Source organism: Vibrio sp. V38_P2S17PM301 (genome assembly GCF_009904845.1).
GTDB classification, from domain to species: domain Bacteria; phylum Pseudomonadota; class Gammaproteobacteria; order Enterobacterales; family Vibrionaceae; genus Vibrio; species Vibrio proteolyticus.
Genome location: NZ_WXWO01000098.1, coordinates 116,465 through 136,003, shown reverse-complemented (window position 1 = coordinate 136,003; position 19,539 = coordinate 116,465). Strand labels below are relative to the sequence as shown.

Annotated in this window: 19 protein-coding genes; 6 read left to right on the top strand and 13 right to left on the bottom strand. The window is 51.1% G+C overall.

All coding sequences use genetic code 11. The annotated features are described in order from the left end of the window. Position 1 precedes the first annotated feature (1 nt). The 4 genes from CAG64_RS20755 to yddG all read left to right on the top strand — a co-directional run bounded on the left by CAG64_RS20755 (position 2) and on the right by yddG (position 2,843). Positions 2-616 carry a LysE family translocator gene (locus CAG64_RS20755; RefSeq protein ID WP_021704866.1) on the top strand — a complete coding sequence of 205 codons (615 nt, stop codon included), beginning with the start codon at positions 2-4 and terminating at the stop codon, positions 614-616. A 112-nt stretch (positions 617-728) separates the two neighbouring features. Next, positions 729-1,127, top strand: coding sequence for an OsmC family protein (locus CAG64_RS20750; protein WP_021704865.1), 399 nt, complete (start codon positions 729-731; stop codon positions 1,125-1,127). Positions 1,128-1,309: 182 nt separating this feature from the next. Further along, positions 1,310-1,870, top strand: coding sequence for a sugar O-acetyltransferase (locus CAG64_RS20745; protein WP_161488799.1), 561 nt, complete (start codon positions 1,310-1,312; stop codon positions 1,868-1,870). Between the two features lie 100 nt (positions 1,871-1,970). Continuing rightward, positions 1,971-2,843: an aromatic amino acid DMT transporter YddG gene (yddG, locus tag CAG64_RS20740; protein WP_443084063.1), complete on the top strand. Its 873-nt coding sequence runs from the start codon at positions 1,971-1,973 to the stop codon at positions 2,841-2,843. Here the strand turns inward: yddG and CAG64_RS20735 are convergent, their stop codons facing one another. The 5 genes from CAG64_RS20735 to CAG64_RS20715 form a co-directional block, all read right to left on the bottom strand. Beyond that, positions 2,844-3,323 carry a L,D-transpeptidase family protein gene (locus CAG64_RS20735; RefSeq protein WP_021704862.1) on the bottom strand — a complete coding sequence of 160 codons (480 nt, stop codon included), beginning with the start codon at positions 3,321-3,323 and terminating at the stop codon, positions 2,844-2,846. Positions 3,324-3,706: 383 nt separating this feature from the next. Continuing rightward, on the bottom strand, positions 3,707-3,931 hold the full coding sequence (locus tag CAG64_RS20730) for a helix-turn-helix domain-containing protein (protein ID WP_161488798.1): 225 nt from the start codon (positions 3,929-3,931) through the stop codon (positions 3,707-3,709). 8 nt (positions 3,932-3,939) lie between these two features. Then, positions 3,940-4,488: a DUF2975 domain-containing protein gene (locus tag CAG64_RS20725; protein WP_161489225.1), complete on the bottom strand. Its 549-nt coding sequence runs from the start codon at positions 4,486-4,488 to the stop codon at positions 3,940-3,942. A 253-nt stretch (positions 4,489-4,741) separates the two neighbouring features. Then, on the bottom strand, positions 4,742-5,947 hold the full coding sequence (gene manA / locus CAG64_RS20720) for a mannose-6-phosphate isomerase, class I (protein ID WP_237668178.1): 1,206 nt from the start codon (positions 5,945-5,947) through the stop codon (positions 4,742-4,744). Positions 5,948-6,118: 171 nt separating this feature from the next. Beyond that, positions 6,119-8,023, bottom strand: coding sequence for a PTS fructose transporter subunit IIABC (locus CAG64_RS20715; RefSeq protein ID WP_161457779.1), 1,905 nt, complete (start codon positions 8,021-8,023; stop codon positions 6,119-6,121). A gap of 344 nt (positions 8,024-8,367) precedes the next feature. On the opposite strand from CAG64_RS20715, the gene CAG64_RS20710 reads away from it, so the two are divergent. Further along, positions 8,368-9,186: a helix-turn-helix transcriptional regulator gene (locus CAG64_RS20710; protein ID WP_161457420.1), complete on the top strand. Its 819-nt coding sequence runs from the start codon at positions 8,368-8,370 to the stop codon at positions 9,184-9,186. Here the strand turns inward: CAG64_RS20710 and CAG64_RS20705 are convergent. From CAG64_RS20705 to CAG64_RS20670, 8 genes are all read right to left on the bottom strand, one after another. Then, the gene (locus tag CAG64_RS20705) at positions 9,174-9,962 is read right to left on the bottom strand and encodes a PTS sugar transporter subunit IIA (RefSeq protein WP_161457418.1); all 789 of its coding nucleotides are present in this window, start codon (positions 9,960-9,962) and stop codon (positions 9,174-9,176) included. The genes CAG64_RS20710 and CAG64_RS20705 overlap by 13 nt on opposite strands. Further along, positions 9,959-10,261 carry a PTS fructose transporter subunit IIB gene (locus tag CAG64_RS20700; RefSeq protein ID WP_021704855.1) on the bottom strand — a complete coding sequence of 101 codons (303 nt, stop codon included), beginning with the start codon at positions 10,259-10,261 and terminating at the stop codon, positions 9,959-9,961. Before CAG64_RS20700 ends, CAG64_RS20705 begins: the two co-directional genes overlap by 4 nt. 101 nt (positions 10,262-10,362) lie before the next feature. Next, positions 10,363-12,018, bottom strand: a complete 1,656-nt coding sequence (locus tag CAG64_RS20695; RefSeq protein WP_237668142.1) for a BatD family protein — start codon at positions 12,016-12,018, stop codon at positions 10,363-10,365. Then, on the bottom strand, positions 12,018-13,901 hold the full coding sequence (locus CAG64_RS20690) for a VWA domain-containing protein (protein ID WP_161457417.1): 1,884 nt from the start codon (positions 13,899-13,901) through the stop codon (positions 12,018-12,020). Before CAG64_RS20690 ends, CAG64_RS20695 begins: the two co-directional genes overlap by 1 nt. Further along, positions 13,894-14,862: a vWA domain-containing protein gene (locus CAG64_RS20685; protein ID WP_161457416.1), complete on the bottom strand. Its 969-nt coding sequence runs from the start codon at positions 14,860-14,862 to the stop codon at positions 13,894-13,896. Before CAG64_RS20685 ends, CAG64_RS20690 begins: the two co-directional genes overlap by 8 nt. Position 14,863: 1 nt before the next feature. Next, a complete protein-coding gene (locus CAG64_RS20680) occupies positions 14,864-15,328 on the bottom strand; it encodes a DUF4381 domain-containing protein (protein ID WP_161457415.1) in 465 nt (154 codons plus the stop codon). 6 nt (positions 15,329-15,334) lie between these two features. Then, entirely contained in the window at positions 15,335-16,264 is a 930-nt protein-coding gene (locus tag CAG64_RS20675) for a DUF58 domain-containing protein (protein ID WP_161457414.1), read from the bottom strand. A gap of 14 nt (positions 16,265-16,278) precedes the next feature. Then, entirely contained in the window at positions 16,279-17,235 is a 957-nt protein-coding gene (locus tag CAG64_RS20670; RefSeq protein WP_161457413.1) for an AAA family ATPase, read from the bottom strand. 314 nt (positions 17,236-17,549) lie between these two features. Here CAG64_RS20670 and CAG64_RS20665 point away from each other — a divergent pair, with 314 nt between their 5' ends. After that, positions 17,550-19,466 carry a methyl-accepting chemotaxis protein gene (locus tag CAG64_RS20665; protein WP_161457412.1) on the top strand — a complete coding sequence of 639 codons (1,917 nt, stop codon included), beginning with the start codon at positions 17,550-17,552 and terminating at the stop codon, positions 19,464-19,466. The last annotated feature ends 73 nt before the right edge of the window (positions 19,467-19,539 follow it).

Below are 19,539 nucleotides of genomic sequence, written 5' to 3'. Positions count from 1 at the left end.
TATGACTTTTACTATCTGGCTATCGCTTTTTACCGTTTGTCTGTTGGGAGCGATGTCTCCCGGTCCCAGTTTAGCAATGGTCGCGAAGCACAGCCTTGCCGGTGGGCGGGCGAACGGCCTTGCGACGGCATGGGCCCACGCGTTGGGGATTGGGATATATGCGTTTATCACCCTCATTGGCCTCGCGGTGGTGTTGCACCAGTCGCCTTTGTTGTTCAAAACCATCAGTTATGCGGGCGCGTTGTATCTGGTTTATCTGGGGTGGAATGCGTTACGCTCAAAAGGTGGTGTGGCGGCCAAACTGGAATCCGGTGAAACCACTACGCTATGGCAGTCAGCCAAAGAAGGTTTTTTGATTTCTTTACTTAGCCCTAAAATCGCGTTGTTTTTTATCGCCTTGTTCAGTCAATTTGTTGCGGTGGGAAGTGATTTCGGTAGCAAAGCAGTCATTGTTGCCACGCCACTGGTGGTTGATGGATTGTGGTATACGCTGCTCACTTTCCTACTTTCCAGCCCCCGCTTGCTGGATCGAGTGCGGACGAAAGCACAGTTGATCGACCGGCTTTCCGGTGTGGTATTGATTTTATTAGCTGCGCGGGTCGTGTGGATGACCTGATGGTCTTTCTCCTATCTGGCCATTACTGGGGTAGGAGAGGTAAAGCCTCGTGTGGATAAGCTCACCTGTGCTAGAGTTGTCCGATGGTATTGCTGTTAAATGAGAGAAAGAGATGCAAGCTGAAGTTAAGTGGATTGAAGAGTTTAAATTTCTGGGTCAATCACAGTCTGGCCACTCTGTGGTGATGGATGGCAACGGCGGCGCAACAGCGCCAAGCCCAATGGAGATGGTGTTGATGGCGGCCGGTGGCTGCAGCTCTGTGGATGTGGTTGATGGACTCAAAGAAGCGGGCCAGCAAGTGACGGCGTGTACCGCAAAGCTGACCACACAGCGTCGTGAAACCGCGCCGCGCATTTTTACTCAGGTTAACATTCATTTTGTTGTCTCGGGCCACGAGCTGGATGCCGATGTGGTCGCTCAGGTTGCGGCCAACTCATTAGAGAAGTATTGCTCCGTGTGTCTGATGCTCGGACAAGGTGTCGAGATGACGCACAGCTGGGAAATTGTCTGAGCCACTTAGCGTTAATCCGCACATTGATTCAAAAGCCGGGTGTGTTACCCGGCTTTTTTGTGCTCGTTGATGACTCGCTCTAATTACGGATGTAAAACTTGCCAAAGTTTTCTCTGTTTCTGTTCGGTTAAGCGGGTATGCTCTCGGTTCCTGTCTAAATCTCGCAAAGTAGGAGAGTGAGCATGACTGAATTTGAAAAAATGACTTCCGGTGAGCTGTTTGACGGAGGTGATGAGAGTATCAACGTGGTGAGGGACAAAGCCAGCGAACTCGGTCGTGACCTCAATCAGACCAGTGACGAGGATACTCGCCGTGCTATTCTCAACGACCTGTTGGCGCAGTTTGGTGAAGGCAGTGTGATTCGTTCTCCTTTTTGTTGTGAGTTTGGCCAGACGATTTCCATTGGCCACAACACCTTTATCAATATGAACGCCACCATGTTGGATGGTGCGCACATTACCATTGGCAATCATGTTCTTATCGGACCGAATGCGCAGTTTTACACCGCAGGCCATTCTCTGGACTATCGTCGCCGTCGCTCCTGGGAAACTTTCTGTCAGCCGATTGTGGTGGAGGATGATGTCTGGATCGGTGGTAATGTGGTGATCAATCAGGGAGTAACGATCGGTGCACGTTCCGTGATTGCAGCGAATTCAGTCGTGACGCGTGATGTACCGCCTGACAGCCTGGTTGGGGGGACTCCGGCAAAACTGATTCGTCGATTGACAGAAAACGATTCTTAATGCAAGGTGAGGGTTTGCTTGCGGTTGTTTGAGTTGTAGTGTGTTGAATCAGTATAAATTTACTCTGTATGGCGTTGCGGCTGTGCTTCTCTGGAGCTCCATGTTAGGGTTTGCCCGCAAAGTGGCGGAGCAGCTCGGACCAATTGGTGGCGCAGCCTGGATTTATACCGTTGCCTCGGTGTTTTTGTTGATCGTTATTGGTGTGCCGAAGTGGCGTAATTTATCCTGGCGTTATGTATTGATTGGCGGCGGGTTATTCGCTGCTTACGAGGTGTGTCTGGCGTTGTCGCTCGGAATGGCCAATGACCGTCATCAGGCAATGCAGATGGCGGTGATCAACTATCTGTGGCCGGCTCTGACGGTATTACTGGCGGTGATCGTCAGTAATAAGAAAGCCAATATTCTGGTTTATCCGAGCGTGGCACTGGCATTTATTGGTGTCGCCTGGACGATCACCGGAGATGAAGGCCTGTCGGTGGCGAAGCTGGCGGCCAGTGTTGCCACGAACCCCCTGACGTACGCGCTGGCATTCATTGGTGCCTTTCTCTGGGCGATTTATTGCAACGTTACGAAACGCCTGTCCGGGGGGCAAAACGCGATCACGCTGTTTTTTGCTATGACGGCAGTCTCCTTGTGGACCCAGTATGCGTTCAGTGATGAAACCGGCATGACGTTCTCACTCTCTGCGGCGGGCAATGTATTGTGGACCGGTATAGTGATGGGGGGAGGTTATGCGTTGTGGAATATTGCTATTTTGGGTGGCAATATGGTCTTACTCGCGACCCTGTCTTACTTCACGCCAATCTTCTCCACGTTGCTGTCGTCCGTGATATTAGGCGTGGCATTGACGGGCAGTTTCTGGCAGGGGGTGCTGATGGTGACGATTGGGTCGTTGATCTGCTGGTGGGTGACACGAGACAAGCGCAGCCAGGCTGCTGACAGCCCGGCATCGGCTCAAAGTAACGCGTCCTGATCACCACTCAATATCAATGGGTGTTCCGGCTTGAACCAGTGATAAGAACTCGTCCATTTCTTCATTGGTGATTGCGATGCATCCATTGGTCCAGTCAAAGCTCTGGACAAAATCCGGATTCACTTTATCACCATTTTTAAGACCATGGATCTTGATATTACCACCAGGCCGGTAGCCCAAACGATGGGAGTAGTCGACATCGTGCTGATTTGGGTAAGTAATATGAATGGAACGATAAAAGTCGGAGTCGTTCATCACAAAATCAAGTTGGTAACGACCTTCCGGTGTCCGGCTGTCGCCTTCACGAACTTTGTGTCCTCTTGGACGTTTTCCCAATGCAATACGATACTCTCGAATGATCTCATCGTCTTTCAACAGATACATCCGTCGTTTCGACTTGTCGACTTTCACTAAGTCGACGGCTGCCAGTGCGGGCGCGCAAAACAGGCTAATGAGAAAAGAATAAACTAAAAATCTCACGGCAAATTTTTCTTGTTGGTTTGTTAAAATTATTCATTCTGACAAGGCTGAAGGCCTTATAGGTAAAGTATGATACGACAATCCAGATATGGGAAGAAAGCACAACGCTGACAGGAATTTTACTCAATCTTTATAATGGCTCGTAAGATATTGAAACAAAACTAAAGTATGAGTAGAGAAAAATTTCAGTTTTATAAAATCTCAGCTTGTCGCAGATATGCAACTATTTACAAGACTGATTGCATACGCATCAGGTGCCTTTGTCACAAAGGGGGAAAGCCCTGATGCGTTTGGTTTGAATCGCAGAATACAACGCCAGTTCCTGACGCAAAAAGCCCGCAACACAGGGCTGCGGGTTAAATGGCAGTGGATACCATTTGAAATTAAGGCGTCGGGTTATCCTGCTCGTCTACGTATTCGAGCAGATCGCCAGGTTGGCACTCAAGCACTTCACACAGTTTTTCCAGCGTAGGCAGACGAATGGCCTTAGCTTTACCGTTTTTGAGTATGGACAAGTTCGCTTCGGTAATGTCGACGGCTTGTGCGAGAGTTTTCAGACGCATTTTGCGTTTCGCCATCATAACGTCCAAATTGATTCGAATAGACATGAGACTCCTTAAATCGTCAGGCGGCTTTCATCCGCGAGATCATGTCCTTCTCGCATGACCCAAGAGATGATCAGAATGATGGCACCTAACACCAGCGTTAAAAAATCCAACCCTTGAAATGATAAGGTGACCATGCGTTCTCCCGGTGGATTATTAAACGAGAGAATCACTGATATCAGTGCGCCGTGGATGATAGAGCCCCCCACCCAGTAAAACAAGCAACGTCCCAACTTTTGATAGCAAATGGCGTTGTCCAGAGTGAAGATTTCGTGATGTTCGTAGTTGCGGAATAAGCGGATTAACACACTAAGTGCGTACATCAAGATAGCGCACAGCAGTAAACTGGCGCCTGCGGCGAACAGCCGTGTCATTGCGGTCAGTGGCTGTTGCGTGTACTCACTGAAGTCGTAGCTCAACTCGACAATACCAAAGCGGGTGAGAACATCGTACGTTGTTCCGACGGTAAGCCAGTAATAGCAGACTGCGATTGGAGTCACGATCAGAAAGAACTGAAAGAATTGTCTGATCCGGCGGCTTTGTGTCTGAATTTTATTCATGAAGGTTTTCCTTTGTCATTCTGCGATGGAGAAATATTAATCATAATTTGATCGTTGATCAACAATATTTTATCGCAAAACGATAATTTTATTGTTTTTATGTCAAGGGTTGTTCGCGTCGTAATGATGCGCGAAAACGTTCAGTTCTGGGTATTGCGTGTTTCTGAAAAATAATAAACAACGAGCTAAGAGGCGGTGTGTGTTTAAGAGGAGAGGGGAGCACTGGCCGAGCGTGGCCGGCCAGTGGCGAACATCAGTTATGGGCGCGAGCGACGCGTCCTGCGCATTGAAGCGTGTATTCGCCTGCATACGCGGGGATAAACAGTGACTGGCCTTTTTTGAGCGTCACCGTTTCACCACTTGCATGAGAGACCGCCATTACGTCATCAAGAGGCAAGAGAATCTCCGCGCTGTGTGTGGTGATTGTTTGCTGATTGGCCGACAGATAGACAGTGAACTTGAAATCGGGGACTGGGATTGGATAACTCAATACCTGACCATCGACTTGCGGTGCCAAAAGCAAAGTTTCAGCCGGCTTTTCTTCAAACAGGGTACAGCTCACCAGTTCCTCGACGTCCATATGCTTGGGCGTCAATCCGGCGCGCAGTACGTTGTCTGAGTTGGCCATGATCTCCAGCCCGGTGCCTTTCAGGTAAGCGTGCGGGGTACGTGCATCCAGGAACATGGCTTCGCCTGGTTGTAGCGTCAGGACATTCAGCATAAGCGGAGCGAACAAACCAATGTCACCCGGGTATTGGTCTGCCAGTTCAAGAATAAGCGCGAACAGAGGTTCGCCTTTATGGGTATCGGCGTAAGTCAGTAACGCGTCCACCGCTTGTGCTTTCTGCTCACCTTGCAGTGACAGTAACTCGGTAAAAAACTGCGCTAAGCCTGCTGATGTCAGGTTCTGGGTAAACGCGTTAACCAGTGACGAAATGGCACTGATGTTCAGGGCTGAAAACAGCACTGAAATTTGAGCAAATGAACGAAACCCGTTCATTGCCTGATACGGAGTCAGGGCGTATACCAGCTCAGGTTTGTGGTTGGGATCTTTGTAGTTGCGGTGGCCGGCTGTCAGAGGGATGCCAGCTTGTTGCTCTTTTGCATATCCGGCTTCGGCTTCGGCTTTGCTCGGATGAACCTGAATGGACAGTGCGTTAGCCGCAGCGAGGACTTTAAAGAGATAAGGCAGTTCGCCAAAACGTGCATTGGTATCGGCAGACAAAAACGCATCTTTGTCGGTGGCGATTAAGTCAGACAGCAGTGTAGAGTGCTGGTTGATCTGAGTACGGGAACAACCATTCGGGTGTGCGCCCATCCAAATCTCAGCTTGTGGCTGGTTGGTCGGGTTTTCGATATTGAACAACTGGCTGATTGACGTTGTGCTGCCCCAGGCATAATTCTGGATCACGTTGTCCATGGGGTAGAAGCAGCGGGGATGCGGTTCGTGGATCGACATCTTGTAATTACCTTACGAAAAAGCTCCCGAACGGAGCGGGAGTACAACAAATGGCCATTCAGGGAATGGTCAGGAGCATAGCACCAGTTTGACATCTGGTTTGCGTTGTAAAAAGCTGGCTCATTTTAACAGAGCCAACTTAAAATTTCGCGTATTGAAGTCAAGGCTGGCTTATGCCGCGACCGCTGCGAGCTTGGCTTTACGCACTTTTTTCAACGTGACACATGCAATACCAGTGACGATTGCGCCTGCGGCCATACACACTAGCGCCAGCAATGGTTTGTTCATCGCGCCGAGTAGGGCGACCACAGGTCCTCCGTGGGCGACGCTGTTAGTGATGCCAAATGAGAAAGCCATAACAGCCGCGACCATTGAGCCGAGTACGTTCGCCGGAATAACCGACATGGGGTCCTGAGCTGCAAATGGAATTGCGCCTTCTGAAATGCCGACCAGACCCATCGCGCCCGCCGCTTTACCGGCCTCAATTTCCGAGTCTTCGAACAGATTCAGTTTACGGCCTAATACCGTTGCTAACGCCATGCCCAGCGGAGCCACAGGAATAGCGCAGGCCATCGCGCCCATAAACTGGGTCTGTCCGCTGGCAATCATGCCGACGGAGAACAAGAACGCCACTTTGTTAAAGGGGCCACCCATGTCGAAGCCAGCCATGCCGCCCAGTACGATACCCAACAGTACAACGTTGCCGGTGCTCATGGCTGTCAGCATCGCGGTCAGGCTATCCATCAGGCTCGCAATCGGTGCGCCAATGACGAAAATAAACAGACCGGAGATAAACAAAGAGCCTGCAATGGGTGCAATCATGATTGGCACCAACGGCTGAATGAATTTGTGGTAGTTGATGCTGGTCAGCCACTTCACAAAGTATCCCACTAGCAGACCTGCGATGATCGCGCCAATAAAGCCCGTGCCAGCTTCAGCGCCATAGAAAGATCCGTTGTTGGCTATCCAGCCACCAATCAGGCCTGGCGCCAGCGCAGGACGATCGGCAATGGCATACGCAATGTAACCCGCCAGAATTGGGATCATCAACTGGAAGGCGACTACGCCGGTATCCAGCACTTTTTGCCACATACTGCCAGCCGGAATAGCCATGCCCGCTTCAGTCGGTTGGCCACCGATGGCCAGCGACAGTGCGATCAGCAGGCCGCCGGTGACAACGAATGGGATCATATGGGAAACCCCGTTCATCAGGTAGCGGTACAGATCCGAGCGTGCCTGAGAGGCTTTGCTGGCGGCAGATTCCTGAGGCTTTGCAGACGCATCCGCATGGTAAGTCGGGGCAGACAGCGCTTGTTTGATCAAACCTTCGGCATCGCGAATCGGTGCTTTGACCCCTGTTTCTATTACGCGCTTACCCGCAAAGCGGGTCATGTCGACCTGTTTGTCACAGGCGACAACGATCGCATCGGCACGGGCAATGTCTTCCGCAGTCGGGCTGTTTTTTACCCCGATGGAGCCATTGGTTTCAACTTTGACTTCATAGCCCAGCGCCGCCGCCCCTTTTTCCAGGGCTTCGGCCGCCAGATAGGTGTGAGCAACGCCGGCAGGGCAGCCAGTGACACCGATGATGAAACCGTTAGTGGCGTCTGGCAAATCCGTTGGCGTACTCTCTTTTTGTAACAACAGGGCTAATGCATCGGAAGGCGTATCAACCTGGAGGAAGCGCTCAATAAATCCGTCCTCAATCAGTTTGGACGACAGCTCGGCCAGAACTTCAATATGGTGGTTGGCACCACCGTCGGGTGATGCAATCATGAAAAATAAGCGAGAAGGTTGCCCGTCTTCGGCGCCATAGTCGATCCCCTGACGACTCACACCAATGACGACCGCCGGCTCCACCACAGCAGCACTTTTCGCATGTGGTAGGGCGACCCCGTCTTCAAACCCGGTATTCCCCAGCTCTTCTCGGGCTTTGATGTCCGCCAGAAACTGGGCTTTGTCGTTGATGCGCCCCTGGTTTTCCAGAACATCGATCAGTTCAGCAAAAACGTCGTCTTTGCTGGTCGCGGTGAGGTCCAGCTTTATCAGGTCCTCATTGATCAATTGAGTGATCATGTCATACACCCCCGTAGGATTATTCTTGTTGTTTTGTTATTTGATGCTGACATTGTGGATCCGCAAACGCACTTCATATAGTGAAGAAAAGATGCATTTACTGGATTATTGTAACCTATAACTTTAAACGTGATCTGTATCTCTTTTCGTTGAGTTAAATGGATGGTTATTGTTTTGTTTTAAAAATTAATAAAAACAGTTAGATAAATTGATTTTTTGATATTTTGAATATGTCGGTATTAAAAGTAAGGTTGTGGTATTGGCTATGAGGTTGGACTAAAGTATCCACCTTGTTTGGGTAGGAGAGTGCGGTGGATACCTTTAAAAATGTGATTGATGTCGTGATGGCAGAGCGAGAGAGCGTCAATCGTATCTGGTTTGGCAGCGATCAATGTACACCGCCGGCGTTCAGTTATCAGGTTAATTTTCCTCGTCTGGAGCTGGTACTCAAAGGCACGTATGTGAACGAAATAGAAGATAATGAACACGGTATCTCGACCGTCAGTATCCATTCGGGGGATGCGCTGTATATTCCTCCCAACTGCTGGAATAAACCGCATTGGGATGAGTCATGCTCGGTACTGAGTCTGCTGTTTGGTCGCCGTCAGCTCGGCTTCAGTCTGGTGAGTAAAGAGAAAGGCGAAGAGGGTTTTTTTGACATTCGAAAACACAGTATCCAAACCCGGACCGGACACGCGATTGACCACATTCTCGAAGCGCTGAATGCCCTGGCCCGTGAGCCGAACAAGCGTCCGATGGATGAACATTTGCTACTGGCATTGCTCAGCTATAGCAGTACGATGCTCGAGAGTCCGGTCGTTTCAACCAAAAAGCGCAGTGAGGATCTCTACCAGGGGATCTGCATTTATATTCAGGAGAACTTTCACCGAACTATCACACGCTCGAGTATCGCACACCGATTTAATATTTCGCCAAACCATCTGTCACGAATGTTCCGCCAACAAGGGCATATGACATTGGCTGATTATATTACCTGGGTGCGAATTGAGCGCGCGAAATTCATGCTCAAACGTTATGACTTTCGCCTGCCAGAAGTGGCGACGCGTTGCGGTTTTCAGGATGTGAATTACTTTTTTCGTGTTTTTAAGAACCGCACGGGCCTGACGCCGTCAGAATACCGAGTGACGGTTCACTCCGGCTGATAGGTCGCCATGATGTGGCTGATGATGATGCGCAGGGTGAAATCGTCCAGATTGTCCAGCAGCAGTGTCTGATGGGGCTCGCTGAGTAACCAACGGGTAAGTCGGGTAAAGGGGATCAGGGTTTGCCTATCTGTCGGTGAGGGGATAAACAGAGTGATGACCAGATGTGCCGGTGCCTTGTTCTGATGCCAGACTACCTGTGCGTTTGGTCGCTGAAATACTATCGTCGGCACGGTGACGTCGCTGTGCATGATATGAGGCAGTGCCAGTGCCTGTCCGATCAAGGTTGATGAGATTGTTTCTCTCGCCTGCAACGCCTGATACAACACGTCTTGACGACTGGGGTTAGCGCACATGGCGGACTGGGCAAGCAGATGGTTCTTGTCCTCCGTCTCATTGCGATGTGAATGCAAAAAATGCCAGTTGAGGGGGATCGGGGATTGCAGTGGCGGGTAGTTATCCAGCTGGTAGGCAGCGATGCGCTTCCTGTTATGTGTGGTGGCAACCAGATCGAATTTTTCGCTGATGTACTCTGTCAGCACCATACACGCCAGTTCGGCGTCCAACCCTTCGATGGCTAGCTGACACAGATCATAACGGCAGTTTTTGACGATGAGCATTTTTAGCCCGTGTTCAAGATTCGCCTGGCGGCTCTGAGTTATGTTGATCCACACCACCACTGAACGAAACAGACTCGCCAGCCCTTTCAGTTCGCTCAACTGCCATCCGGGAACACCGTCTCCAGGCAGGCAGAATGTGATGCGACTGACAATCATACTTTCAGACAGCGATCAATCACGGCTACGACGTTAGTCAACACTTCCTCTATCGAGGCGCTCATGATCTTGCTGCCATGGAAACGTTCGCGTTGCTCTATGTCGATGTCCGAGGCGATAAGGACGAGATCGCACTGTGCAATATCACTGACAGAGAGCGGGTTTTCGATACCCATAGCCCCTTGGGTTTCCACTTTCAGGCACAAGCCTCGCTTGGTTGCTTCTTTTTTGAGTGCGTCAGCGGCCATGTATGTGTGGGCAATGCCGGTTGGGCAAGCGGTTACAGCGATGATTTTCATGTGGATGTCGATGATGGAAACAAGATGGCATCAAGTTTAAAACGAACGGTGTAACAACGCTAAGGTTGATACACCGTTTTGTGCGCGCAGGCGCTATTGGTTTAAAGGTGGGTCAGTTGGTCCGGTGATGACGATGCACTGCGTTGACGTTTGTCCAACTTAGCCAGCTGTTTTAGTAAGGCGGAGGGCTGCCAACGAGAGGGTGACGGGCTGAAGCTCGATGCATTCATCGCATCCAGTTCATGTTGAATATTACGCTGCTCCTCTTGGCTCAGCGGCAGCTCTGTCATCCACTGATGAACACAGTACTGAGCGCGAATGGTATCGCCTTGAGCAAGCGCTTGTTTTACCTGAACAACGATCGACCCCGATGCTGTCGCTACCTCAGGTTTAACGGCACGCGGCGTACGGCGCATTTTTATTGCGATGATGACGGTGATCAGCCACAGCGCCGCAAATAATCCGGTGAGATGCGGCCAGATACCGCGATCTTTTACGGTGACGGTTTGCACTTCTGATGAGATTGCAGGCGTTGCTGCCACAGGGGCAGAAAAGTTGGCCGGCGCGGCATTGAGTGCTTCACCCGGTGACACGTTCAGTGTCAGGCCTTGGATTTTACTGGTTTGCTGCTGCTTGGCTTTGCTGTTCCACCAGTTGATTGAAATGCTGTTGAGCGGGATATCTCCCGTGCTTTGTGGGATCAACACCTGCTTTAACGTCATACGGGTTACGCCGTTTTTCGGTTCGCTGAATTGCGGTTTCTCACTGTAGACCCGGATGGTATCCGGGTAGTTTACTTTGATGTCCGGGAAGCGCTCTGAACTGAGACCGGTGATATCCAATGTGATCTCTCGGGTAAGTGCGTCTCCGATCTTCGTAGGGTAGGTAACATCTGCTGCTATCGGATTGCCGCTGCTGTCGGTCCAGGTTTGTTGCAGGGTCAGTTGCGTCGTGGGTAACCAGACACCTTTGTAGCCAGCCGGTTTTGGTCGCACCGAAATGTCGAACTGCTTAGGAGCGGTATCGACATTAATCATTTTGGTGGTTCCGGTCATTGAACTGCCGTAAATCACTGCTCCTTTGAACGATGGACCTTTCAGTTGATACTCTCCGGCTTTCTCGGCCGTGATGCGGTAATTTTGATCCACCACGGTAACCTGAACACCATTGAGTACGCTTTGATATTGGTTGGGCTCACCGATTTGTGTCAACGTGAGGCCATTAACTGCGGGAGGCTCGACTTGAGGATTTTGCAAACGGCGCGGATCGGTTTTGATGATCAAGCGGGTTTTCAGCGTGGCGCTCTCGTTAGGATAGAGGTCGCTGCTGTTGAGGCTGGCACGCATTTCAACCAGATCGGCGATGTTAGGATCCTGCTCGTCCATGGTAACCTGAAGCGCAATCGGTTGAGATTTATCGCCATTGATATCAAACGCAGGAATGATCATTTTTCCAAGCTTCTGAGCGGCCAGCGACACGTTCCACTCGCTGCGCACAGTTCGGTCACCATTGATAATGTTGACCGAAGAGCCAAACCCAGGTCGACCCACATAGAAGTCTTTTTCAAGCGCGCTGAAATCAATGGCGTCCGCACTGACTTTTTGGTCAGTCACGACTCTCAACTGGAATACTTCGTTCTTGGCGACTTTGTTTTTACTGACGCTGGCCCAGACGGTCGCGGCATAACTTGCCGGACTGAAAAGGCTGGCAGCCAGGAGAAGGGCGGTGATCAGTTTCAAAATAGGATGTCTCATCATTACCACTGTTTACCTGAGTTCTTAGGAGGTTGTTTCTGTTGAGCTTGAAGCATCAGTTGGGCGCGTAATAAGCGGCTTGGGTCCCGCGCGCTTTCCACTTGCTCCAGCTTGCGTAGTTCTGGATCGACTTGTTGCTGGTTGTCAGTCTGAACCGCATTCGCCTCTGCACTGGGATCTTGTGGCTGGGCTGCGTTGTCTGAAGCGCGTTTGGTCGATTGCGTTTGCGCGCGGCTCTCGGCTTGGCCTGTGTTCTGCTCAGGTTCGCTGTTCTGAGTGTTCTCGTGATCCGCTGACTGATCATTCTGATCCGTTGAGCGGTCCGGTTGTTCTTGCTGAGCGTTGTGTTGCGGCGATGTGTCGGTATTGTCTGAGCCCGAGCTGTCTTGTTGAGCATGCTGCTGATCGCCGTTTTGACCGTCTGAGTCAGATTGTTTTGACGATTGATTCTGTTCGGACTTATCCTGCTGTTGCTGTTGCTGTTGCTGTTGCTGTTGCTGTTGCTGTTGCTGTTGCTGTTGCTGTTGCTGTTGCTGTTGCTGTTGCTGTTGCTGTTGTTTGGCTTTTTTCACCACATCCAGGTTATGCTGCGCGTCCTGATTGCTCGGATCGTGTTTGAGAACTTCTTCATACAGCTCGATGGCCTTATCGAAATCACGTTGCTGCGCATACGCATTGGCCAGGTTGTATTTGCCACGAGTGCCCGGCACGTTTTTTAACGACTCAATGGCGCCCTCAAAATCCCCCGCACTGTACTGCGCGACGCCTTTCCATTCCGGACTACTGAATGCCTGAGCGGCATTGGAATAATCTTCAGCCTGATAAAGCTGCATGGCCGTTTGCTCCTGATTTAACCAGGGGCTGGCTTGGACGGGGGTTGGAGTCAACCACGGCACGCTCAGCAAGGCCAGCGAGAAAACCAAGCCACGACGAAACATCAGAGCAGCGGGCACCAATAGGAACAATACCAGCCAGAAGCCATCATTGACTTTATCTTCAACCTGATGAGTCGTGTTTTTGTCGGCCGTAGTACTGACTTCCTGCGTGCGTGCAGCGATGGCGTTGATATCACTGCTGTCGAGTTGAACCGGGGTAAAGAATCCATCGGTTTGCTTGGCTAATTTTTGCATGTTAGTAAAGTTTGCCTTAGCAACTACTGTCGTACCTGACTCGGTTTGCAGTAACGAACCGTCACTAAGCTGAATGGGAGCGCCAGCGCGGGTACCGACACCCAGTATGGATAATTTCCATTGGGTTCCGGACAGCAGAGAGGCAATGCTGCTGCGCTCCTGAATGTCGAGATCATCGGTCATCAGAACAATGTCACCTGATTCCAGTCCGGTATTTTTCATCATGGCGATCGCCAACTGAACCCCGGACGCCGCATCAGCGCCAGGGTAGGGCATTAATTCTGGCGTTAAGTTAGGGATTAGGTTTGTGATCGTACGAGTATCTTGTGTCATCGGACTCACGGTATAGGCGTCACCTGCGTATGCGACCAAACCGGTACTGCCTTCCTGCCAGCGATGCAGTAAGTCAGTGGCTTTGTATTTCAATTGAGTCAGTCGGTTGGGTTTGATATCGGTGGCATACATCGACATCGACATATCCATGACCAGTACACGTGCCGAAGCGTTTTTAAAACTTGGCCGTTCAGTTGTACGCAGGCTGGGGCCTGCCAAGGCAACCACCGCGATCAGCCAACACAAAGCGATCACCAGCAGTGCGGATTTTGAACGCTGGTTACCGCTTAACCCCATGGCTTTCGCGAGGTGCGGCGCTATCAGCGTCTGGCTGCGAGACCGGATTCCGAGCCAGGCCAAAAGTACGGCTAGAGGGACCAGCGGCAATAACCAGAATGGATAGAGGAAGGTGAAGTCAGACATGGTTCCTCCGGATGATGAACAGGACAACAGACAGCACTAGAGCGATACCGAGCGGGATACCGAACCACTCCTGCTCAGGACGCCATGTCTGGCTGCCTTCAGAGACAGGCTCCAGGCTATTGATGGTGTCGTAAATGGTCGCCAACTGCTGACTGTCGCGAGCTCGGAAATATTGCCCGCCGGTCATTTTGGCGATCTCCATCAGTGTTTTCTCGTCCAGATCCGACGCGGTATTCACTTTACGGGTCATGAAAAAGTCTTGTACCGTCATCTCGCCGGCGCCTACACCGATGGTATAAATGGTGGCCTGATATTTCTTGGCAATTTTGGCCGCTTCGATAGGTTCGAGAACACCGGCCGTGTTGCTGCCGTCACTGAGTAAAATCATGACGCGCTGAGGCGCATCACTGTCGATAAAGGTTTTGGTTGCCAGGCCAATGCCTTCGCCGATGGCGGTCTTGGTGCCGATCAGGCGCAGCACGGCGGAATTGAGCTGCTCTGAAATGGTATTTCTGTCTAGCGTCAGTGGCGTTTGCAGATAGGCATGGTCGGCAAACAGCACCAGGCCAAGGCGATCCCCCTGACGTTTAGCGATAAAATCAGTCAGAACATGTTTGACCGCGCTGAGACGATCAATATAGTTATCACCCTGTTTCATGTCCTTCTGGCTCATCGAATAAGACAGGTCGACTACCAACATCAGGTCACGATGCTTAGGTTGCGTTGTGACTGGGTCGCCATACCACACCGGACGCGCGGCGGCGATGATCAGCGCTATCCACACGAGTGCAGCCAGCACTCGGGCAGAGACGTTTTTCGGTGACGACTTGGCATCAGCCCTGGGTAAATACGCAAGGTAAATGGGGGCCGTTTTACGGGCTGATGGAGTTAGCCAATAAATGAGCAGAGGCAGGGGAAGAAGCGCCAGCATCCACCACCAAGCCAGTTCAATATTCGCCAATCTAAGCTCTCCTTTTTTTCGGTGGCAGGGCTTCGTTTACCCATTGGGCACAATGTTGGACCAGTATATCGGCGCTGGCGACAGGTTCTTTGGTGTAAAGTGCTCGCTGCCACTGTTCCTGATTTGGTTCAAACAGCGGAGTATTGAGATAAGAGTCGAGAAAGGCATACCACTCTTTGCCGGTTAATTTGGCGATTTCTTCACGTGGGAAGTAGCAGAGGGCGGCCTGACGAACCAGTTCAATTGCACTGGATGGGTGTTGGTTCGCCGCAAGCAAGCGTAATGCGGTTTTCTTCGGTGCCAGATGTTTTTTCTTACGGCGCATCAGCATCCAGAACAGTAATACTGCCAGGACGAGCGTGCCAGCTATCGCCCACCAGCCCCATGCCAGAGGAAACCACGAAGGCGCGTCTGGCAGGTGCATCGGGTTTAAGGGAAGAAGCGAAGAATTAGCTTGTTCGGTCATTCAAAATTATCCAGATAATTGTTGTAGTAAGGATTGGTCGCTTGAGAGCGAAGTAAAGGTAATGCCCAGAGATTGGGCGCTAGACTTCAATTGTTGTTGTTTCGAATCGAACGCTCGTTCAATGCGCTGGCGCGTTTTGCGCGAGGCGAAGTCTAACCACTGCGTATTTTTTTTGTCTGAAACGTGTTCAACACCACGGTAGCGGGTCTTACCTTGTTCCAGTGGATCAGAAATGTGTACGAACCGCACCCGGTTGTGTTGGCGTAGTTGAGTTAACAGGATGTGATGCTGCTGACTCATACGGACAAAGTCGCTGATCATGATGACCTCACTGCCTTTAGAGCACAGACGATTCAGCGCCTGAAAGGCGTTTGTCATCGAATCCACACGTTCACTGGCCGGATGCTGGAGCAATTGGTTGTGCAAGGTGATCAATTGCTGAATCAGCACGAGTGGCCCCTTGTTACGGCTGGTCGGCTTCAGCTCGACGAGCTGGGTTCCGGTGTCTATCACGGCGCCGATCCTATCTTTTTGTGCCACGGACAGCCAGCTGATTAGGCTCGCCATGTGCGCAGCCAGGACGGATTTCAGCATCAGCGTCGAGCCGAAAATCATACTGCTGCTCAAATCGATATAGAGCACCACCGGCTTTTCGCGTTCTTCACTGAACAGCTTGGTGTGGGTTTTGCCGGTTCTGGCCGTGACTCGCCAGTCGATACTGCGGATATCATCCCCGGGCTGATACTGACGTACTTCAGCAAAGTCCATACCTCGTCCAAGCTGACGACTCTGATGCTGACCGAGCATCTGTGACCACAAGCTTTTGGCGGGCGGTAGCCAGTGCACCGTCTGCTGCTTGTAATAAAGCAATTCATCCAGTGACAATGTCACGCCGTCGGCATTTGGTGGACAGGTGGGCGTTTGAGGCTGCTTCATGCTTTATCCAACCGTTATGCGCTGCCGACCAATGAGAGCAGGTGGTCGATGACCTGATTCGGCTGCACGCCTTCGGCCTGTGCCTGGTAAGTGAGCAATAAACGGTGACGCAGTGCCGGGTAAGCCATTGCCTGAACATCTTGCGGAGAGACGAAATCTCGACCGGATAACCATGCATGCGCCCGAGTGCATCGGTCCAGAGCGATGGTGGCTCGGGGACTGACGCCCAACTCAATCCATTGTGCCAGCTTATCATCGTATTGCGTTGGCTGACGGGTTGCCATCACCAAACGAATGATGTACTGCTCAATGCCTTCCGCCATATGTATGTTGAGCACTTCCTGGCGAGCGGCAAAGATATCCTGCTGGGATAGCACTGGTGGCTGCGCCTTACTGGTTCCCATGGCTTCACCACGGTTTAAGCGCAAGATCTCCAGCTCACTTTGTGCGTCAGGATAGTCGACATCAAGATGAAGGAGAAAGCGATCCAACTGTGCTTCCGGTAACGGATAAGTGCCTTCCTGTTCAATTGGGTTTTGGGTTGCCATGACCAGGAATAACGCTGGCAGTGGGTACGTGTTACGCCCGGCTGTGATCTGTTTTTCGGCCATGGCTTCAAGCATCGCGGCCTGTACTTTGGCGGGTGCCCGGTTGATTTCGTCGGCCAGAATCAGCGAGTTAAAAATCGGCCCCGCCTGAAAGGTGAATTCGCCTGTTTCTGGTCGGAAGATGTCTGTTCCGGTCAGGTCTGCTGGCAGGAGGTCCGGTGTGAACTGGATGCGATGAAAGTCCCCTTCGATGCAGTCTGCCAATGATTTAACGGCGCGTGTTTTGGCCAAGCCAGGAGGGCCTTCGACCAGGATATGGCCATCTGCTAGTAGTGCGACCAGCAGCTGTTTGACCAGCTCGGACTGACCGATTACCTGCCCGTTTAAGTAGTCTTGAAGTTGTTGAAGGGCTTGTGACTTCATCAATGTCGATCTCCTAATTTTTTCCAATTAGTGAGTTAAGTTATCAAAAAGTTCCCTGTAAACAGGTCGTACTTATGCCGGTTGGACGTAAAGTGTACAGTCCAAATTGTTCGAAAAATCAGTTCTCTACATAATGGGGACCGCACAGATTGTTGCAAGTGTTTCAGTTCGGAAAAATAAGATTTCTTAAAAATGTGGCGAGAAATCACACCACTCGTCTGGCGTAGAAAAAACCAGCAGAAAAAACTCAAGCATTACGTCGCAAAGCCGATAACAGAGTAGTTTTATCGCTTGTTGCACACAGAAGGCACAGTATGATCAAATTTAACTCTATGAGTATTAAACAAAAGGTTGTTGTTGGTATTACGCTCGCAGTTTTAGCGTCGACCGTCATCGTGGGTTATATGGCCCAAAAACAGGCACGTGATGTGCTCGAACACCGTCTCATTGATATCGAATTACCGTCGATGCTCGATCAGATCCGGCAAGAAGTGGACAGTCAGGTTCGCCAGCTGATTTTTGCTGCGGAGCAGATGGCCAATAACGAGTTCGTTAAGCGCGTGATCCGTGATGAAAACATCGATCCGGCGGAAGAGGCGTTGCTGGTCAAGCAACTGAATAACATCCGCAATCAGTACGGTTTGAATGACGCATCGGTTGCTAACCGCAACACCGCATTCTACTGGAACCAGGGCGGTTTCCTGCGCAAACTGAACCGTCAACAAGATGCGTGGTTCTACGGTTTTGTGCAATCGGGTCAGCAGACGATGGTCAGCATGTTCCAGGAAGCAAATGGTGACGTAAAAATGTTCGCTAACTACCAGAACGCGTCTGGGTTTAGCATGTCAGGCCTGTCTAAATCGATGGACGATATGGTGAAGCTGCTCAACGGCTTCCGTATCGAAGACAGCGGATTCGTCTTTTTGGTCAATGCAGGCGGAGAAGTTCAGATTCACCGTGAAGCCAGCAAAGCGAAAGCCTCTATCGATAGCCTGTATGGCCGAGAGGCGAGCACCTTGCTGAACAAGTCAGGCTTTAATCTGATTGAGACCGAATACGAAGGCAAAGACGTATTTGTTGCCAGCCAGTACATTCCCTCGATGGACTGGTTTGTTATCGGGATGGTGCCGGTTGATGAAGTCTTCGCAGATCTCAACGCCGTTGCTCAGCAAATGCTGATCACGACCTTGGTGGTGGCTGCGCTCTTTATTGCCATGGGCTTGCTACTGGCCAACAGTATCGCAAATCCTATCCGTGCGATCGCGCAGCGCTTTACCGATTTGGGTAAAGGCGACGGAGATTTGTCTCAGCGCATCGAAGTGAAAGGAAGTGACGAGATCGCGCAACTGTCGTCCGGTTTCAACGGCTTTATTGAGAAAATTCATGAGTCGATGAAAGAGGTGGCATCAACCAGCCACTCACTTCAGGAAGCGGCTGAAAGCGTTTCGGATAAAGCCAGCACGACACATGACAACAGTCAGGTGCAGCGCGATCAGACACTGCAAGTGGTGGCGGCGATCAATGAAATGGGCGCGACCATCAGTGAGATAGCAACCAATGCGGCAACGGCAGCGGAAACCGCTAATGAAGCGACAGACAACACCCAGCAAGGGCAGAGTGTTGTGACACAAGCCAAAGACGCCATCAGTCGCCTGGCGGCGGACATTGAAAATACAGGGCAGGTTGTTGAGCAACTGGCGTCAACCACACAGGACATCGGCTCGATACTGGATGTCATTCGCGATATCTCCGAGCAGACCAACCTGTTGGCGTTGAACGCGGCGATTGAGGCTGCTCGTGCGGGTGAGCAGGGACGTGGTTTCGCGGTTGTTGCGGATGAAGTGCGTAATCTGGCTAGCCGTACCGCGGATTCAACTGAAGAGATCCAGAGAATGATCAATCAGTTGCAAAACGATGCACACAATGCGGTGTCTGCGATGGAAGCGGGTAAGGCCGTCACCTTTGAAGGGGTATCGGCGTCGGATGAAGCGGTTCAAGTGCTGCTGAACATTTCTGAGCGTATCCATGATATTTCGGACCGCAATACTCAGGTAGCAACCGCGACCGAGGAACAGTCGACAGTAGTGCACACCATCAACATGAACATTGAAGAGATCAATGGCATCAATGAAGCCACCACCAGTACCGCGGAAGAGCTGGCACAAGCGAGCCTTGAGCTGCGTGAGTTGTCCGGACGTCTGGATCGTATGGTGGGCAGTTTCAAACTCTGATCGACCCGTTCAGTAAATTGGCATAACTGGGGTGAAGCAGGTAAACTTCACCCCAGATTTGTTTTACTAGGTA

What these genes read in the sequence shown, in the direction of transcription:
- CAG64_RS20755 (WP_021704866.1), top strand. Translation starts at nt 2, where the DNA reads ATGACTTTTACTATCTGGCTATCGCTTTTTACCGTTTGTCTGTTGGGA.
- CAG64_RS20750 (WP_021704865.1), top strand. Translation starts at nt 729, where the DNA reads ATGCAAGCTGAAGTTAAGTGGATTGAAGAGTTTAAATTTCTGGGTCAA.
- CAG64_RS20745 (WP_161488799.1), top strand. Translation starts at nt 1,310, where the DNA reads ATGACTGAATTTGAAAAAATGACTTCCGGTGAGCTGTTTGACGGAGGT.
- yddG (WP_443084063.1), top strand. Translation starts at nt 1,971, where the DNA reads ATGTTAGGGTTTGCCCGCAAAGTGGCGGAGCAGCTCGGACCAATTGGT.
- CAG64_RS20730 (WP_161488798.1), bottom strand. Translation starts at nt 3,931, where the DNA reads ATGTCTATTCGAATCAATTTGGACGTTATGATGGCGAAACGCAAAATG.
- CAG64_RS20725 (WP_161489225.1), bottom strand. Translation starts at nt 4,488, where the DNA reads ATGAATAAAATTCAGACACAAAGCCGCCGGATCAGACAATTCTTTCAG.
- manA (WP_237668178.1), bottom strand. Translation starts at nt 5,947, where the DNA reads ATGTCGATCCACGAACCGCATCCCCGCTGCTTCTACCCCATGGACAAC.
- CAG64_RS20715 (WP_161457779.1), bottom strand. Translation starts at nt 8,023, where the DNA reads ATGATCACTCAATTGATCAATGAGGACCTGATAAAGCTGGACCTCACC.
- CAG64_RS20710 (WP_161457420.1), top strand. Translation starts at nt 8,368, where the DNA reads ATGGCAGAGCGAGAGAGCGTCAATCGTATCTGGTTTGGCAGCGATCAA.
- CAG64_RS20705 (WP_161457418.1), bottom strand. Translation starts at nt 9,962, where the DNA reads ATGATTGTCAGTCGCATCACATTCTGCCTGCCTGGAGACGGTGTTCCC.
- CAG64_RS20700 (WP_021704855.1), bottom strand. Translation starts at nt 10,261, where the DNA reads ATGAAAATCATCGCTGTAACCGCTTGCCCAACCGGCATTGCCCACACA.
- CAG64_RS20695 (WP_237668142.1), bottom strand. Translation starts at nt 12,018, where the DNA reads ATGATGAGACATCCTATTTTGAAACTGATCACCGCCCTTCTCCTGGCT.
- CAG64_RS20690 (WP_161457417.1), bottom strand. Translation starts at nt 13,901, where the DNA reads ATGTCTGACTTCACCTTCCTCTATCCATTCTGGTTATTGCCGCTGGTC.
- CAG64_RS20680 (WP_161457415.1), bottom strand. Translation starts at nt 15,328, where the DNA reads ATGACCGAACAAGCTAATTCTTCGCTTCTTCCCTTAAACCCGATGCAC.
- CAG64_RS20675 (WP_161457414.1), bottom strand. Translation starts at nt 16,264, where the DNA reads ATGAAGCAGCCTCAAACGCCCACCTGTCCACCAAATGCCGACGGCGTG.
- CAG64_RS20670 (WP_161457413.1), bottom strand. Translation starts at nt 17,235, where the DNA reads ATGAAGTCACAAGCCCTTCAACAACTTCAAGACTACTTAAACGGGCAG.
- CAG64_RS20665 (WP_161457412.1), top strand. Translation starts at nt 17,550, where the DNA reads ATGATCAAATTTAACTCTATGAGTATTAAACAAAAGGTTGTTGTTGGT.